The 16,037-nt window shown below is 67.1% G+C and carries 11 protein-coding genes and 2 tRNA genes; 3 read left to right on the plus strand and 10 right to left on the minus strand.

What is annotated here, in order from left to right:
* Positions 1-55 precede the first annotated feature (55 nt).
* The 3 genes from NYO99_RS02805 to NYO99_RS02815 all read left to right on the plus strand — a co-directional run bounded on the left by NYO99_RS02805 (position 56) and on the right by NYO99_RS02815 (position 1,551).
* Positions 56-132 (plus strand) — tRNA-Arg (locus tag NYO99_RS02805).
* A gap of 66 nt (positions 133-198) precedes the next feature.
* Positions 199-275 (plus strand) — tRNA-Arg (locus NYO99_RS02810).
* A 139-nt stretch (positions 276-414) separates the two neighbouring features.
* Positions 415-1,551 (plus strand): PA0069 family radical SAM protein, encoded by a 1,137-nt coding sequence (locus NYO99_RS02815; protein WP_268165580.1) that lies wholly within the window; start codon positions 415-417, stop codon positions 1,549-1,551.
* Here the strand turns inward: NYO99_RS02815 and NYO99_RS02820 are convergent.
* The 10 genes from NYO99_RS02820 to dnaG form a co-directional block, all read right to left on the minus strand.
* Positions 1,548-3,269, minus strand: coding sequence for a phosphoethanolamine transferase (locus NYO99_RS02820; protein WP_268165581.1), 1,722 nt, complete (start codon positions 3,267-3,269; stop codon positions 1,548-1,550). The genes NYO99_RS02815 and NYO99_RS02820 overlap by 4 nt on opposite strands.
* Complete coding sequence (locus NYO99_RS02825; RefSeq protein WP_268165582.1) at positions 3,270-4,916, minus strand: response regulator; 1,647 nt, start codon at positions 4,914-4,916, stop codon at positions 3,270-3,272. It abuts the gene before it with no gap.
* A 265-nt stretch (positions 4,917-5,181) separates the two neighbouring features.
* Positions 5,182-6,327 (minus strand): molecular chaperone DnaJ, encoded by a 1,146-nt coding sequence (dnaJ, locus tag NYO99_RS02830; protein WP_268165583.1) that lies wholly within the window; start codon positions 6,325-6,327, stop codon positions 5,182-5,184.
* Between the two features lie 67 nt (positions 6,328-6,394).
* Positions 6,395-8,398, minus strand: coding sequence for a molecular chaperone DnaK (gene dnaK / locus NYO99_RS02835; RefSeq protein ID WP_268166448.1), 2,004 nt, complete (start codon positions 8,396-8,398; stop codon positions 6,395-6,397).
* Positions 8,399-8,433: 35 nt separating this feature from the next.
* Positions 8,434-8,958 (minus strand): nucleotide exchange factor GrpE, encoded by a 525-nt coding sequence (gene grpE / locus NYO99_RS02840; protein ID WP_268165584.1) that lies wholly within the window; start codon positions 8,956-8,958, stop codon positions 8,434-8,436.
* A gap of 81 nt (positions 8,959-9,039) precedes the next feature.
* The gene (locus tag NYO99_RS02845; protein WP_268165585.1) at positions 9,040-9,462 is read right to left on the minus strand and encodes an RNA-binding S4 domain-containing protein; all 423 of its coding nucleotides are present in this window, start codon (positions 9,460-9,462) and stop codon (positions 9,040-9,042) included.
* Positions 9,459-10,565, minus strand: a complete 1,107-nt coding sequence (gene hemH, locus NYO99_RS02850; RefSeq protein WP_268165586.1) for a ferrochelatase — start codon at positions 10,563-10,565, stop codon at positions 9,459-9,461. The genes NYO99_RS02845 and hemH overlap by 4 nt, the downstream gene beginning before the upstream one ends.
* A gap of 8 nt (positions 10,566-10,573) precedes the next feature.
* Positions 10,574-11,542, minus strand: a complete 969-nt coding sequence (locus NYO99_RS02855; protein WP_268165587.1) for an adenylate/guanylate cyclase domain-containing protein — start codon at positions 11,540-11,542, stop codon at positions 10,574-10,576.
* Between the two features lie 57 nt (positions 11,543-11,599).
* Positions 11,600-13,807 carry an RNA polymerase sigma factor RpoD gene (rpoD, locus tag NYO99_RS02860; RefSeq protein ID WP_268165588.1) on the minus strand — a complete coding sequence of 736 codons (2,208 nt, stop codon included), beginning with the start codon at positions 13,805-13,807 and terminating at the stop codon, positions 11,600-11,602.
* A 334-nt stretch (positions 13,808-14,141) separates the two neighbouring features.
* Positions 14,142-16,031 (minus strand): DNA primase, encoded by a 1,890-nt coding sequence (dnaG, locus tag NYO99_RS02865; RefSeq protein ID WP_268165589.1) that lies wholly within the window; start codon positions 16,029-16,031, stop codon positions 14,142-14,144.
* Positions 16,032-16,037 lie beyond the last annotated feature (6 nt).

Here is a 16,037-nt window from a genome sequence, read left to right on the forward strand (position 1 = left end):
AATCAGCAATCTATTGCTGAGCGCATGAAAATCTGGTTATACTGTGAGGCTTGCAGCGGCTGTAGCTCAGTTGGATAGAGTACTTGGCTACGAACCAAGGGGTCGTGGGTTCGAATCCTGCCAGCCGCGCCAAAAATTAGAAAAATCAACAGGTTGCTGTACCGCAAGGCAAGCTTCCAAATACATCGTCAGTTTTCAGCGGCTGTAGCTCAGTTGGATAGAGTACTTGGCTACGAACCAAGGGGTCGTGGGTTCGAATCCTGCCAGCCGCGCCAATAACTAGAAGTGATTCAGCGGGCCAGTGTCGAAAGACGCTGGCCCGTTTTGTTTTGCTGGGGCCGATGTGCATGGCGCGTCGGCACGCGTCATCGTTGGGGCACCCCAGGCATTCAAAATGCTGTATATATTTACAGCATGTCGTCTTCGTCCCGTCGCATTGCCGCCGCCCAGCCTGCCCTGGTTCCCGTTGCCTCCATCAAGGGACGCGGCACGGCCACGGCCATGCCGCATCGCTTCGAGCGGTATGAGCGCGAGCAGGTCGACGACGGCTGGGGCTCGCTGGATCAGGACGCTGCCCAGGAGCACCTGCCGCCGGCCACGCAGGTCATCGAAGAGCTCGCGAAGAAGATCGTGACGAGCAACCAGTCGCCGGACATCTCGTTCGACTACTCGATCAACCCCTACCGTGGCTGCGAGCATGGCTGCGTGTACTGCTTCGCGCGGCCCACGCACAGCTACCTGAACCTGTCGCCGGGGCTGGACTTCGAGACGCGCATCGTCGCCAAGGTCAATGCCGCCGAGCGGCTGCGTGAGACGCTGGCCTCGCCGCGCTACGAGCCACGCTCGCTGGTGCTGGGCACGGCCACCGATGCCTACCAGCCGGTGGAGCGCCGGCTGGGCATCACGCGGCGCGTGATCGAGGTGCTGGCCGAGGCGGGCCACCCGTTCTCCGTCGTCACGAAGAGCAGCGGCATCGAGCGCGACCTGGACCTCATCGCGCCGATGGCGGCTCGGGGTTTGGTGTCGGCCTATGTGTCCATCACGACGTTGGACAACGAGCTCGCCCGCATCCTGGAGCCGCGCGCCGCAGCCCCGGCGCGTCGGCTGCGCACGCTGCGGCTGCTGGCAGACGCCGGTGTGCCGGTGGGCGTCAGCGTGTCGCCCATCATCCCGTTCATCAACGAGCCGGAGCTGGAGCGCATCCTCGAAGCCGCCGCCGAGGCCGGCGCCAGCAGCGCCTTCAGCATCCCGGTGCGTCTGCCATGGGAGGTGAACCCGCTGTTCCAGGACTGGTTGCTGCGCCATTTCCCCGAGCGCGCCGAGCGCGTGATGGCGCGCATCCGCGACATGCGCGGCGGCAAGGACAACGATGCCCGCTTCGGCACCCGCTTCACCGGCGAGGGCGTCTGGGCCGATCTGCTGCGCGCGCGGCTGCGGCGGGCGGCGGCCCAGCTGGGGCTGCGCACCGAGCGCCGGCCGGTGCAACTGGCGCTGTTCCAGCGGCCGGCCCGGCCGTTGGCCCCCGCGTCTGCGCAGGGCAACCTGTTCTAGCGCCGGCAGTTGGCCAGCAGGTCCCAGTCGGGCCGGTAGACATCGGCCCGCGCGCCCACCCAGCCCATGGCGGTGTGGAAAAGGTGGTCGTGCGACGCCGGTTTGTCGCGCAGTGAGGCCAGGCAGCCGGGCTTCAGCGATCCGGCCAGCGCGCCGCCCTCTGGCACCCACAGGATCATGGGCACATGGGTCTGCTCACGGGGCGCGAACGCGTAGGGCATGCCGTGCAGGTACAGGCCGTTCTCGCCCAGGGACTCGCCGTGGTCCGACACGTACAGCAGGCCGGTGTCGAAGCGCGGCTGCTGCAGCTGCAGCCAGGCGATGGCGCTGGCCAGCAGGTGGTCGGTGCTCACGAGGGTGTTGTCGTAGGCGTTGACGACGTGCTCGCGCGGACATTGCTGCAGCGCGTTGCTGCGGCATTCCGGTTGGAAGACCTTCAGCGCGGGCGGCGAGCGCTTGTAGTAGGCCGGGCCGTGGCTGCCCATCTGGTGCAGCACCAGCACCAGGCCGCGCTGCAGGCGCTGCGGGTCCAGCGCGGCCACGCGCTCGGTCAGGCCGTGCAGCAGCGCCGCGTCGAAGCATTCCTTGCCGTCGCACAGCCCGGGCGGCAGCGGCGGCGCACCTGGCGGCAGCTCGTTCGTGAAGCTGTGGGGCACGCGGTCGCACAGGCCCTTGCAGCCGCTCTGGTTGTCCAGCCACAGCACAGCCAGGCCGGCCCGGTGCAGTACGTCCAGCAGGTTCTCCTGCCGGCCCTTGAGGCTGGTGAAGGCGTCTCGGCCCAGCGGCGAGAACATGCAGGGCAGGGATGCCGCCGTGGCCGTGCCGCAGGAGGTGACGTCACGCAGGCTCACGAGGCTGCTGGCCGGCAGCTTGGCCAGTTGCGGGTTGGTGGGGCGTGCATAGCCGTTGAGGCTGAAGTTCATCGAGCGCGCGGTCTCGCCCACCACAAGCAGCAGCAGCGGTGGCTTGGCGTCAGGCGCGCGGGGCAGCAGGCGGGCGTCGGCGCCGATGACGGCCGGCGGCCCGGCGGGCGCCTGCCGGCTGCGCACGGCGGCCGCGCTCAGCGAGTAGACGGCGTTCAACGGCGTCACCATGTAGCGCAGCGCCTTGTGGTTGCGCATCGTGGACGACAGCTCGGCAAACACGGCCAGCGCCAGCAGCACCATGGCCAGCAGGCCCAGCGCGAAGCCGGCGAGGCTGCCGCCCAGCCGGGCGCCCAGGGGCTGCGGCGGTGCGGCGGGCCGGCGCAGCAGCCACCACACGGGCAGGGCGCCCAGCAGGGCGAGGCTCAGCAGCAGCCGTCCGTTTAGCAGATCGCGCGTTTCGTGCACGTCGGTCTGCATCATGTTGGTGACCATCGTCGGGTCGAACACGATGCCGTAGCTGCCGATGAAGTGCGCCAGCGCGGCGGCGCTGAGCAGCAGCACGGTCAGCGCCACCTTGATGAGGCGCGGCCACGCCAGCAGGCTGAGCAGGGCGCCCGTGGCCGCCGTGACCATGCCCACGAAGGCCGCCATGAACAGTGGGCTGGGCTCCGCCATCTGGTGCAACTGCCGCCACAGCGGCCAGTTGGCCAGCAGGCTCATCCACAGCGCGGCCAGCCAGGCCTGTGTCAGCGGCCGTGTGGCGTCGAGGCGCAGCCAGGCCAGCAGTCGGCGTGGCAGCGGGACTCGGCGATCGTGGGGCGGCTGGAGATGCTTGTCAGCGCGCGCAGCCATTTACGCGGGTGCGGCCGCTTTGCCGCTGCCGGAACGCAGCGCGACGCCACCGGTCGCGCGGACCTTGGAGCCGCTGCCGCCCATGGGCTTCACGTAGCGGTTGTGCAGTTCGTCGATGCGCTCAGCGAGGTCTTGTGCGCTATCGATCTTCTCGGCGTGGCGACGCAGCACGAGGCCGGCCATGTCGATGAGCTTGGCGCTGCGCGTCAGCTCACCTTGCTGGATCAGCAGCTCCACGGCCACCTTGGCCGTGCCGCGTAGCGAGTGGCGCATGGCGGTTTCGGCGACGTTGAAGATCTGCTGGTGGCACTCACGGAATTGCTCGGCCGCGCCCTCATGCGTCTCGGCCATGGCCACGAGGATTTCGGTGGCGGCCTTGGAGGTGCAGTAGCGCAGGCCCAGCGACTTCAGCACCGGCATCATCTCCTCCAGCTCCACCTCCTGGCTGGACAGGCGCAGCCACAGCGCGGCCAACAGCGAGGCGGCCTCGAGGTCGAAGCTGCCGGCATCGGCATGCTCGGTGAACTCGCGGGCGATCAGCAACGCCTGGCCCACGCGCCGCTCCAGCAGGTAGGACAGGCCGCGGAACACGAGGTCGAAGCGCTGCAGCCGTATCGAGCCGGGCGAGCGCTCCAGCGCGCTGATCAGCGCGTCATGGGCGTACTTGAAGCCCTTGTAGTCCTTGTTGTCGAAGCGGATCAGCCCGACGAGGACGACGCTGAGCATGTCGAACAGCTTGGAGCGCAGGCCCAGCGACATTGCGCGCTCGAGCATGCGCAACGCCTCGACACGGTGGCCGGAATAGAAGCCTAGCGAGCCGCAGCGCTGCAGGCGCAGCAGGCAGCCTGGCGTGAGGGTCACGGCCGTCTGGTAGGTCTTCAGGGCCTCACCCAGATCGCCTTGCTCCATCTGCACATGGCCCATGAGGTCGTGCGAGTCGGCGTAGTCAGGCAACTCGCCGATGAGGTTCTCCAGCGTGCGGCGAGCCTTCTGCAGGTTGCCGGTGGCCACCTCGGTGCGGGCAACGCCCAGGCGTGCCCAGGGCACGGTCTTGGCGGCAATGATGGCCTCGTACAGCACCTTGGCGTCGTCGAAGCGCTTGAGCCGCAGCAGCAGTTCGGCGCCGATTCGCGCGGCGTACAGCCAGTACTTGGCTTTGGCCTCGAAGCGCGCGAGGCACAGGTCGGCCGCGGTCTCGAAGTCTTCGTTCTCGATGGCTTCGAAGATGTCCTTCAGCGTCCGCTTGCGCTGGCGGGCGCTGGCCAGGCGCTCGGCGAGGTTGGCGCTGGTGTAGGGCTTGATCAGGTAGGCATCCAACGCTGCCTCGGCAGCCTCGGCCACCTTGGCGTAGGTGGCTTCGCTCGTCACCATGCAGAACACGGTGGAGTAGGGCAGCAGGCCTTCGCGGCGGAGCTCGTCCAGCAGGTCCTGGCCCGAGGTGTCGCTGCTGTCGAAGTGGTAGTCGCACAGCACGATGTCGAAGGTGTGATGCTCCAGCATCACGCGCGCGTCCTTCACGCGCGGTGTCTGGCGCACCGTGCCCACGCCCAGATCGCGCAGCTGCGCGCACATCAGGCTGCGCGAGTTGGCGTTGCTGTCGATGATCAGCGCCGACGCGGCCTGGATGGTCTCGTCCATCAGAAACATGCGACCTCCTGCCCGGGCAGGGGGCCGCAGGCCGGTGATGCAGGCAGCAGCGAAGGAATCACTTATGACGGGGTGTATTGAGGTTGTCACACTTTAGGCGCGACAACTTCGCACCGTGAGATGGTTTACGCGGGGCGGGCCCGCGATTTCGTGACTTCGGACGCGCGAAGCGCAGCGCTGGCCGCAGCACGCGCGGCAATGAAAAAGCCGCAGTCCCCGCGAAGGGGCTGCGGCCGGTCATGCCGTCACGCGCGCGCGGCGCGCTTTACTTGAACAGGTCTTTGACGCGATCGGTCCAGCTCTTGGCGTTGGGCGAGTGCTTCTCACCGCCCTTCTTGAGCGACTCGTCCAGCTCCTTGAGCAGCTTCTTCTGGTGCTCGGTGAGCTTGACCGGCGTCTCGACTGCGATGTGGCAGTACAGGTCGCCGGGGTAGCTGGAGCGCACGCCCTTGATGCCCTTGCCACGCAGGCGGAAGGTCTTGCCGTGCTGCGTGCCCTCGGGCAGCTCGATCTCGGCCTTGCCGCCCAGCGTCGGCACCTCGATGCCGCCGCCCAGCGTGGCCGTGATCAGCGACACGGGCATCGTGCAGTGCAGGTCGTCACCGTCGCGCTCGAAGATGTCGTGCTGCTTGATGCGGATCTCGATGTAGAGATCGCCCGCCGGGCCGCCGTTCACGCCGGGCTCGCCATTGCCCGCGGAGCGGATGCGCATGCCCTCGTTGATGCCGGCCGGGATCTTCACTTCCAGCGTCTTCTGCTTCTTCACCTTGCCCTGGCCGTTGCAGGCCGTGCAGGGGTCGGGAATGATCTTGCCGCTGCCGTGGCAATGCGGGCAGGTCTGCTGGATGCTGAAGAAGCCCTGACGCATGTGCACCGTGCCGGAACCACCGCAGGAGCCGCAGTTCTTGGCGCTGGTGCCGGGTTTCGCGCCGGTGCCGGAGCAGGTCTCGCAGCTCTCCCAGCTCGGAATGCGGATCTGCGTTTCCTTGCCGCGGGCCGCCTCTTCCAGCGTGATTTCCATCGCATAGCTGAGGTCGCTGCCGCGATAGACCTGCTGGCCGCCGCCGCGACGCCCGCCGCCCTGGCCGCCGAAGATGTCGCCGAAGATGTCGCCAAACGCCTCGGCGAAGCCGCCGAAGCCTTCGGCGCCCGCGCCGCCGCGGCCACCCATGTTGGGGTCCACGCCCGCATGGCCGTACTGGTCGTAGGCGGCCTTCTTCTGCGGGTCGGAGAGCATCTCGTAGGCCTCTTTGGCCTCCTTGAACTGCTCTTCGGCCGCCTTGGCCCCGTCACCCTGGTTGCGGTCAGGGTGGTATTTCATGGCCAGCTTGCGGTAGGCCTTCTTGATGTCGTCTTCGGTCGCGTTCTTGGCGACGCCGAGGACTTCGTAGTAATCGCGCTTGGAAGCCATGCTCGTCTCTTAAAGCAGCAAAGGCCCGGAGGCGTGGAGACGCTTCCGGGCCGCGGTCATCGAAGGATTACTTGCCGTCCTTGACTTCCTTGAACTCGGCATCCACGACGTTGTCGTCGGCCGGGCGCTTGGGTGCTTCGCCTTGCGGCGCGGCCTGGGGCTGCTCGGCAGCACCGGCGGCGGCACCTGCAGCGGCTTGCGCGGCCTGCTGGTCGGCGTAGATCTTCTCGCCCAGCTTCTGGCTGGCCGTCATCAGCGCTTCGGTCTTGGACTCGATGGCCGCCTGGTCGTCGCCCTTGATGGCTTCTTCCAGATCCTTGGCAGCAGCCTCGATGGCATCCTTCTCGGCTGCTTCAAGCTTGTCGCCGTGCTCGGCCACGGACTTGCGCACGCTGTGCACCAGGCCGTCAGCCTGGTTGCGGGCCTGCACCAGCTCGACCTTCTTCTTGTCCTCGGCCGCGTTGGCTTCGGCGTCCTTCACCATCTTCTCGATCTCGGCTTCCGACAGGCCCGAGTTCGCCTTGATGGTGATCTTGTTTTCCTTGCCGGTGCCCTTGTCTTTGGCGCCGACGTGCAGGATGCCGTTGGCGTCGATGTCGAAGCTCACCTCGATCTGCGGCACGCCGCGCGGCGCCGGCGGGATGCCTTCCAGGTTGAACTCGCCCAGCGACTTGTTGGCCTGGGCCAGCTCGCGCTCGCCCTGGTAGACCTTGATCGTCACGGCCGGCTGGTTGTCGTCAGCCGTGGAGAACGTCTGCGAGAACTTGGTCGGGATGGTCGTGTTCTTCTTGATCATCTTGGTCATCACGCCGCCCAGGGTCTCGATGCCCAGGGACAGCGGGGTGACGTCCAGCAGCAGCACGTCCTTGCGCTCGCCGCCCAGGACCTGGCCCTGGATGGCGGCACCGACGGCCACGGCCTCGTCGGGGTTGACGTCCTTGCGCGGCTCCTTGCCGAAGAACTCCTTGACCTTCTCCTGCACCTTGGGCATGCGGGTCATGCCGCCGACCAGGATGACGTCATCGATGTCCGACACCGACACGCCGGCATCCTTGATGGCGATGCGGCAGGGGGCGATGGTGCGCTCGATGAGCTCGTCCACCAGCGACTCCAGCTTGGCGCGGGTCAGCTTGACGTTCAGGTGCTTGGGGCCCGAGGCGTCGGCCGTGATGTAGGGCAGGTTGACGTCGGTCTGCGACGAGTTCGACAGCTCGATCTTGGCCTTCTCGGCGGCTTCCTTCAGGCGCTGCAGGGCCAGCACGTCCTTGGTCAGGTCGACGCCTTGTTCCTTCTTGAACTCGGTGACGATGTAGTCGATGACGCGCTGGTCGAAGTCCTCGCCGCCCAGGAAGGTGTCGCCGTTGGTCGACAGCACTTCGAACTGCTTCTCGCCGTCCACGTCGGCGATCTCGATGATGGACACGTCGAACGTGCCGCCGCCGAGGTCATACACGGCGATCTTGCGGTCGCCCTTGCCATGCTTGTCCAGGCCGAAGGCCAGGGCGGCGGCGGTGGGCTCGTTGATGATGCGCTTGACGTCCAGGCCGGCGATGCGGCCGGCGTCCTTGGTGGCCTGACGCTGGGCGTCGTTGAAGTAGGCCGGCACCGTGATGACGGCCTCGGTCACTTCCTCGCCGAGGTAGTCCTCGGCGGTCTTCTTCATCTTGCGCAGCACTTCGGCGCTGACCTGCGGGGGCGCGAACTTCTTGCCGCGCACTTCCACCCAGGCGTCGCCGTTGTCGGCGGCGGCGATGGTGTAGGGCATCAGGTCGATGTCCTTCTGCACTTCCTTCTCGGTGAACTTGCGGCCGATTAGGCGCTTCACCGCGTACAGCGTGTTCTTCGGGTTGGTCACCGACTGGCGCTTGGCCGAGGCGCCGACGAGGATCTCGCCATCTTCCTGGTAGGCAATGATGGACGGCGTGGTGCGGGCGCCTTCGGCGTTCTCGATCACGCGCGTCGTGTTGCCTTCCATGACCGCCACGCACGAGTTGGTGGTGCCGAGGTCAATGCCGATGATCTTTCCCATGAGGTGCTCCTGAGGATTTGGTGATGTGTTCGATTTGTGGATAACTCGGCCGCCTTCAAGGGGGCGCGAGTTGTGAATTACTTGGGCGCGGCGACCGTGACGAGAGCCGGGCGCAGCACGCGGTCGGCGATCAGGAAGCCTTTCTGCAGCACGGTGACCACCGTGTTGGCGTCCTGCGTGGGGGCCGGCACCACCGAGATGGCCTGGTGCTGGTGCGGGTCGAACTTACTGCCCTGGCCCGGGTTGATCTCCACGACCTTGTTGCGCTCCAGCGCGCTGGACAACTGGCGGCGCGTGGCGTGCACGCCCTCCAGTACCGTCTCGACGCTGGCGTTGGGCGTGGCGATGGCGCCTTCCAGGCTGTCCATCACCGGCAGCATGGCTTCGGCAAAGGCCTCGACGGCGAACTTGCGGGCCTTGGCGATGTCCTCGTCGGCGCGGCGACGCACGTTCTCGACCTCAGCCTTGGCGCGCAGGTAGGCGTCGCTCATCTCGGCCAGCCGACCTTCGAGCTCGGCGATCTTGATCTCGGGGTTCAGTTCGGCGGCCGTAGGCTCGGCGGCGCCGGCGGCGTCTTCGGGCAGGGGATGTTCGGTAGTCATGGCAGAAAAGGAAGCAACCGCGTCCACTTGGGGCGCGATGTCCTGGTTTCAAGAGGGGAGATTGGCGCGGGATTATCCGGGTCAACCCGGATCTTCGTCGTCCACGGAGGCGGACCAGCGGTCCCAGTCCGCCAGGCGGCGCCGGTCCTGCTTGGTGGGGCGGCCCTGCACGATGGTGGCCGCCGGCTCGGGCGCCAGCCGGCGCGCTTCGGCCGCGGCCTCGCGGGCGGCGATGCTGGCCGGGGTCTCGGCGTACAGCGCCTGGGCTTGCGGCGCCGGCCCGCGCTGGTGGGACAGGCCCTTGACCTCGACCTCGCGCGCCACGGCTCCGATGCGGATGCTCAACACATCGCCCACCCGCACGTCGCGCGCCGGCTTGACCGGCTGGCCGCCCACACGCACACGGCCCAGGTTGATCTCATCGACAGCCAGAGCGCGGGTTTTGTAGAAGCGTGCGGCCCACAGCCACTTGTCCAGCCGCATGGCGGCGGGCGTCTCGCTCATTCGCGAGCGCCGGCGGCCAAGGCCCGGGCGCGTTGTGCGGCCAGCGTGTCCGCATGGGCGGGGTCGGTGGGCCAGCCCTGCAGGTGGCGCTCGGCCAGCTGTGCCAGCGCCCGCATGCCGTCCGGGTGGTCGTTGAGGCAGGGGATGTAGCCGAAGCGCTGCCCACCCGCATGCAGGAAGGCCTCGCGGGCCTCCTGGTTGATTTCCTCCAGCGTCTCGAGGCAGTCCGCCGAGAAGCCGGGGCAGATGACGTCCACGCTCTTCACGCCGCCCTGTGCCAGCTTCACGAGGCTGGGTTCGGTGTAGGGCTGCAGCCATTTGGCCCTGCCGAAGCGGCTCTGGAAGGTGACCAGCCATTCGCCATCCCGCAGACCCAGGGCCTCGGCCAGCAGCCGGCCGGTCTTCAGGCATTCGCAGTGGTAGGGGTCGCCGAGGTGCAACGTGCGCTCGGGCATGCCGTGGAAGCTCATCACCAGCTTCTCGGCGCGGCCATCGCGCTGCCAGTGTTCGCGCACGGTCTTCGCGAGTGCGGCGATGTAGGCCGGGTCGTCGTGGTAGCGGTTGATGAAGCGCAGCTCAGGCACGTGGCGGGTCTTGAGCGCCCAGCGCGCCACGTCGTCGATGACGCTGGCCGTCGTGGCGCCCGAGTACTGCGGGTAGGCGGGCAGCACCAGCACACGGCGCACGCCTTCGCGCTTGAGCGCGTCCAGCGTCGCCGCGATGGCGGGCTGGCCATAGCGCATGGCATAGGCCACGCGCACGCGCAGTCCGCGTTCGCCCAGCTGGCCTTGCAGCAGTTTGGCCTGCTTCTCGGTCCAGACCTTGAGCGGTGAACCTTCGGCGGTCCAGACGGTCGCGTACTTGGCCGCCGATTTCGCCGGCCGCACGCGCAAGATGATGCCGTGCAGGATCAGCGCCCAGACGAGCTTGGGGATCTCGACGACGCGTGGGTCGGCAAGGAATTGAGCCAGGTAGCGCCGCAGCGCCGAGGCGGTCGGTGCTTCGGGCGTGCCGAGGTTGCACAGCAGCACGGTCACGTCGGTGGCCAGGGGGCCGCCGGGTGCCGCACCGTGACGATGCGTGGGTTCGGGGGAGAAGGGCATGGAGGGGCTCAGCGCCGCGAACGCGGGCCGCCGAAGGCTTGGGGTTCGGTGTCGGCGAAGTGCAGCACCTCAAAGCGCACGATGGGTGACTGCTCGTCATGCGGCGGGCCACCGAGGCCGATGACGCCGCAGCCGTGCAGCGTGCAACTGCCGCGTTTGAGGCTCAGCAACTCGCCGGATTCGCCAAAGCGCACATAGGTGCCGTTGTAGGAGAGGTCGGTCAGCTCGAAGCTGCTGCCCTGCCAGTCGATGCGGGCATGCGAGCGAGACACGCGGGCGTCGGTGATGCAGTAGGTGGCCTGCACGCTGCGGCCCAGCACGATGGGCATGGCGTCGAGGTCGAAGACGCGGTCCAGGTCGTGCCAGATCAGGCGCATGCCGTCGGGCTCGACGGAGCGCATGGGCTCGCCGAACTGCGTGGCGGTGTCGTCCGCGCTGACCAGCGGCGTGGCGTCCATGCGGTAGACGTGCACAGGCTCGACACGGCCGCGCACCGAGATGCGATCCAGGCTGCGGAAGCGCCCCTTGGAGGCATGGTGCAGGCCCGCCAGCACCTCGGCGGTGATGAGGATCTCGCCGTCGCCTGCGTGGTCGATCAGGCGGGCTGCTACGTTCACCGCGTCGCCGAAGCAGTCGCCATTGAGTTCCACCACCTCGCCGCGTGCCAGCGCCACCTGCAGCCGCAGCGACAGCATGGCGGGGTTGTTCATGCGCCGGGCGCGCTGCACGGTGCGCTCCAGCATTTCCTGCATGCGTTGGGCCGCCCGCACACCTTCACGCGGTGTCTCGAACGCGGCCATCAGGCCGTCGCCCAGCGTCTTGATGAGGTGGCCGCCGCTTTCCAGCACCGCCTCGCTGACCTGGCTGACCGTCTGCGTGACCAAGCCGCTGGCCTCGGCATTGCCGAGGGACTCGTACAGCCCGGTGCTGCCACGCAGGTCGGCGAAGAGAACGGTGCGCTCGCGGATCGCGGTCATGGGGAAAGTTTATAGGCGCAAAAAAGGCCGGGAAACCGGCCTTCGTTGCGCCCCCGATCAGAGGTTGTCGAGGTAGGTGCGCAGCTTGTCCGAGCGACTCGGGTGCTTGAGCTTGCGGATGGCCTTGGCTTCGATCTGACGGATGCGCTCACGCGTGACGTCGAACTGCTTGCCGACTTCTTCCAGCGTGTGGTCGCTCTGCATCTCGATGCCGAAGCGCATGCGCAGCACCTTGGCTTCGCGCGGGGTCAGGCTGTCGAGGATGTCCTTCACCACGTCGCGCAGACCGGCCTGCATGGCGGCCTCGATCGGCGCGGTGTTGTTGGTGTCCTCGATGAAGTCGCCCAGGTGGCTGTCGTCGTCGTCACCGATCGGCGTTTCCATGGAGATCGGCTCCTTGGCGATCTTCATGATCTTGCGGATCTTGTCTTCCGGGATCTCCATCTTCTCGGCCAGCGTCGGCGCATCCGGCTCGTAGCCGAACTCCTGCAGGTGCTGGCGCGAGATGCGGTTCATCTTGTTGATCGTCTCGATCATGTGAACCGGGATGCGGATGGTGCGGGCCTGGTCGGCGATGGAGCGCGTGATGGCCTGGCGAATCCACCACGTGGCGTAGGTCGAGAACTTGTAGCCGCGGCGGTATTCGAACTTGTCCACCGCCTTCATCAGGCCGATGTTGCCTTCCTGGATCAGGTCCAGGAACTGCAGGCCGCGGTTGGTGTACTTCTTGGCGATGGAGATCACGAGGCGCAGGTTGGCCTCGATCATTTCCTTCTTCGCGTCACGAGAGGCCTTCTCGCCCTCGTTCATCTTCTTGTTGATGTCCTTCAGGTCGTCCAGCGGCACGACGGCCTTGGCCTGGATGTCCGACAGCTTCTGCTGCAGTTCCTGCACTGGCGGCAGATTGCGGCTCAGGATGGCGCTGTAGGGCTTGCCGGCCGCGACTTCCTTCTCGGCCCACTTCAGGTTCAAGGCGTTCGGCGGGAAGGTCTTGATGAAGTGTTCCTGCGGCATGCCGCACTTGTCGACCACGATCTTGCGCAACTCGCGCTCATAGCGGCGCACGTCGTCGACCTGGCTGCGCAGGATGTCGCACAGCTTCTCGATGGTCTTGACCGTGAAGCGGATGGTCATCAGCTCGGCGCTGATGGCCTGCTGGGCCTTGTTGTAGGACGGCGACTTGTAGCCGTCCTTCTCGAAGGCCTTGCGCATCTTGTCGAAGCTGTCGGACATCGCGTCCAGCTTCACCAGCGCCGCCGTCTTCAGTTCTTCCAGCTTCTTGGTCAGTGCCTTGGAGCCGCCATTGCCGTCGTCGTCATCTTCCTCGTCGAATTCGTCGAAGTCTTCCTCGGCCACGTAGTCGTCGGCCTCGTCGGCGGCGACGAAGCCGTCCACCACTTCGGAGATCTGCATCTCGCCGGCGCGGATCTTGGTGGCGTACTCGAGGATGTGGGCGATGGTCGTCGGCGAGGCCGAGATCGCCAGCATCATGGCCTGCAGGCCGCCTTCGATGCGCTTGGCGATCTCGATTTCGCCTTCCCGCGTCAGCAGTTCCACCGTGCCCATCTCGCGCATGTACATGCGCACCGGGTCGGTCGTGCGGCCGAACTCGGAGTCCACCGTCGACAGCGCGGCTTCAGCGGCTTCTTCGGCCTCTTCCTCGGTCGACGTGGCGGTCGTGTTGCCCTGGATCAGCAGCGTGGCGGCGTCGGGCGCCTGCTCGTACACCGCGATGCCCATGTCGTTGAGCATGGACACGATGGCCTCGAGGATTTCCTCGCTGACCAGCTTCTCGGGCAGGTGGTCGTTGATTTCCTGGTGCGTCAGGAAACCACGCGTCTTGCCCATCTTGATGAGGGTCTTGAGCTCGCTACGGCGCTTGAGGGCTTCTTCTTCGGTCAGCGCGGTCTCTTCCAGGCCGAACTCGCGCATCAGCGCGCGTTCCTTGGCGCGGCTGACCTTCATGCGCAGCGGCTTGGCCTTGACCGTCTCTTCCGCGACGGCGGTGGTTTCTTCGGCTTCGACCTCTTCGGTTTCGCCTTCAACGTCCGCGTCGATGTCAGAGAAGTCCTCTTCCTCGTCAGCGTCCTTCTTGCTGGCCTTCTTGGACGTGGTTTCCGCCTTGGGCTTGCGGCCGCGCTTGGGCTTGTCCTCGTCGGTCGCGGCTGCCTTCGCCGGCTTGGCTGCAGCCTTGGCCGCGGGCTTCTTCTTGGGTTCTTCGGCGGGGGCGGTGCTTGCCTTGGGCGCGGTCTTCTTGGCGGTCATGCAGGTCCTTCGAGGGGTTGCGCGGGTCAATTCAGAAATGCAGCAGCCACCGCAGCCGGCCCGGGCTCGGCTTCAAACCGGCGGGGCTGAGTGCGGTGGCTTTCATCGCCAGGGTGTCAGTGAGGGACCCCGTCGTGGCGCGAACAAGCTGGCGTGATCGTTTGGAGTGCAGAGGTGGCGGGGAATATGGCCATCAAAACCCTCAGTGGGTTGCCCAGTGTCGCTGGGTGGCCGGGTCCGGCATCTCTCTGCCGTCACTCTTGTTGACGCGCGCGGAAAACGCGAGATTATCAGCGACAAACCGCTGAATTGCAAAATCGTGACCGTGCAAACCCTAGGACTGCACGCCGTGCCGCTCGCGCAACCGGGCCAGCGCCTCCAGGGCCCGGCGGCGTTCGTCATCGGTGGCGCCACTGCCGCCAGGCAACACAGCGGGCGCGCGCGCGTGCAACTCGGCAATCGCGTTCGCCAGGTCTCCGGCGGGATCGGATTCCTCGATGCCCAGTTCCTGCGATGGGCGCACGAGGCGCTGCGCCTGCTCGCCCAGGCCATCGGCGTGCAGCCCGGCCTGCACGACAGCCCAGGGGCTGGCGCCGTGGTGCGTCAGGTGACGCTCCAGCCAGTGGACGAGCTGACCGTGCATGCCGGGCAGGTCGTGCAGCAGCGCGCGATCCTCGTCAGGCAGCGGCTCCCACAGTTCGCTGTGTTGCAGCAGCAGGCGTACCGCGTTGTCGGTCGGCGTGGGCGGCGCGGCGCGCGGGCCGGCAGGACGTTCCTCCTCGCCACGGCGCTTGCCTTTCCAGTCGCCCTTGGGCTTCCACTCCCCCTTGGGCTTCCATTCGCCCTTGGGTTGCCAGCGCGGCTTCTCGGCCGGGGGCTCGCCCGGTGCGCTCTCGGCGGCTGTGGCGGCGGGCGCAGCCTGGCCCAGCCACAGCGCCTGCAATTCGGCCTCCGGCATCTGGCCCTGGCGGGCCAGTTCGCCCAGCAACTGGCGGCGCAGCAGGCCCTCGGGCAGGAGGTTCCACAGCGGGTGGGCCTGTTTGAGCATGCGGGCGCGGCCTTCCGGCGTGCCGAGGTCGCAGCCGTCGGCGGCCACGGCGCCGAGCTGGCGCGACAGCGGCACCGCGCCCTCGACGCAGCGCTCGAACGCGTCGGCGCCGAGGTCGCGCACGTAAGAGTCGGGGTCGTGTTCGGTCGGCAGGAACAGGAACTTGACGGTGCGCGTCTCGGTCGCGTGGGGCAGGGCGGCCTCCAGTGCGCGCACGGCGGCGCGGCGGCCGGCGGCGTCGCCGTCGAAGCTGAACACCACGGTGTCTGTGTGGCGGAAGAGCTTGTGGACGTGGTCCGCCGTGCAGGCCGTGCCCAGCGTGGCGACGGCATTGCCGATGCCGTACTGGGCCAGCGCCACGACGTCCATGTAGCCCTCGACGACCAGCGCATAGCCGCGCTGGCGCATGGCCTGACGGCCTTCGTAGAGGCCGTACAGCTCACGGCCTTTGTGGAAGACCGGCGTCTCGGGCGAGTTCAGGTACTTGGGCTCGCCTTTGTCCAGCACGCGGCCGCCGAAACCGATGACCTCACCCTGCACATTGCGGATGGGGAACATGATGCGGTCGCGGAAGCGGTCGTAGCGCTTGGCATCCTGGCCGGGCTCCACGTCCGGCGTGATGACCAGCCCCGACTCCACCAACTGCGGGTCGTCGTAGGACGGAAAGCCACTGGCCAGTGAGCGCCAGCCCTCGGGCGAATAGCCCAGGCCGAAGCGCGCGGCGATCTGGCCGGTCAGGCCGCGACCTTTCAGATAGCTCACCGCGCGCTCCGACTTGCGCAGCTGCGCTTTGTAGAAGTCGGCTGCGCGGGCCAGCACGTCGGTGAGGCTTTGTTGCTTCTGCTTCTCGGCCTTGGCCTTCTCGCGCTGCTCGGGCGAGCGCTCGTCCTGTGGCACCACCATGCCCACCTGCTGGGCCAGGTCCTCCACGGCCTCGACGAAGGTGGCGGCCGTGTGCTCCATCAGGAAGCCGATGGCGTTGCCGTGCACGCCGCAGCCGAAGCAGTGGTAGGTCTGGCGGCTGGGGCTGACGATGAAGCTGGGGGACTTTTCGCCGTGGAAGGGACACAAGCCCTTGTGGTTGATGCCGGCCTTCTTGAGGTCAACATGGCGGCCGACCACATCGACGATGTCGACGCGGGAGAGCAAGTCGTGGATGAAGGCCGGTGGTATCACCCCGGC

Source organism: Roseateles hydrophilus, from assembly GCF_026712245.1.
In the GTDB taxonomy this organism is placed as follows: Bacteria; Pseudomonadota; Gammaproteobacteria; order Burkholderiales; family Burkholderiaceae_C; genus Pelomonas; species Pelomonas hydrophilus.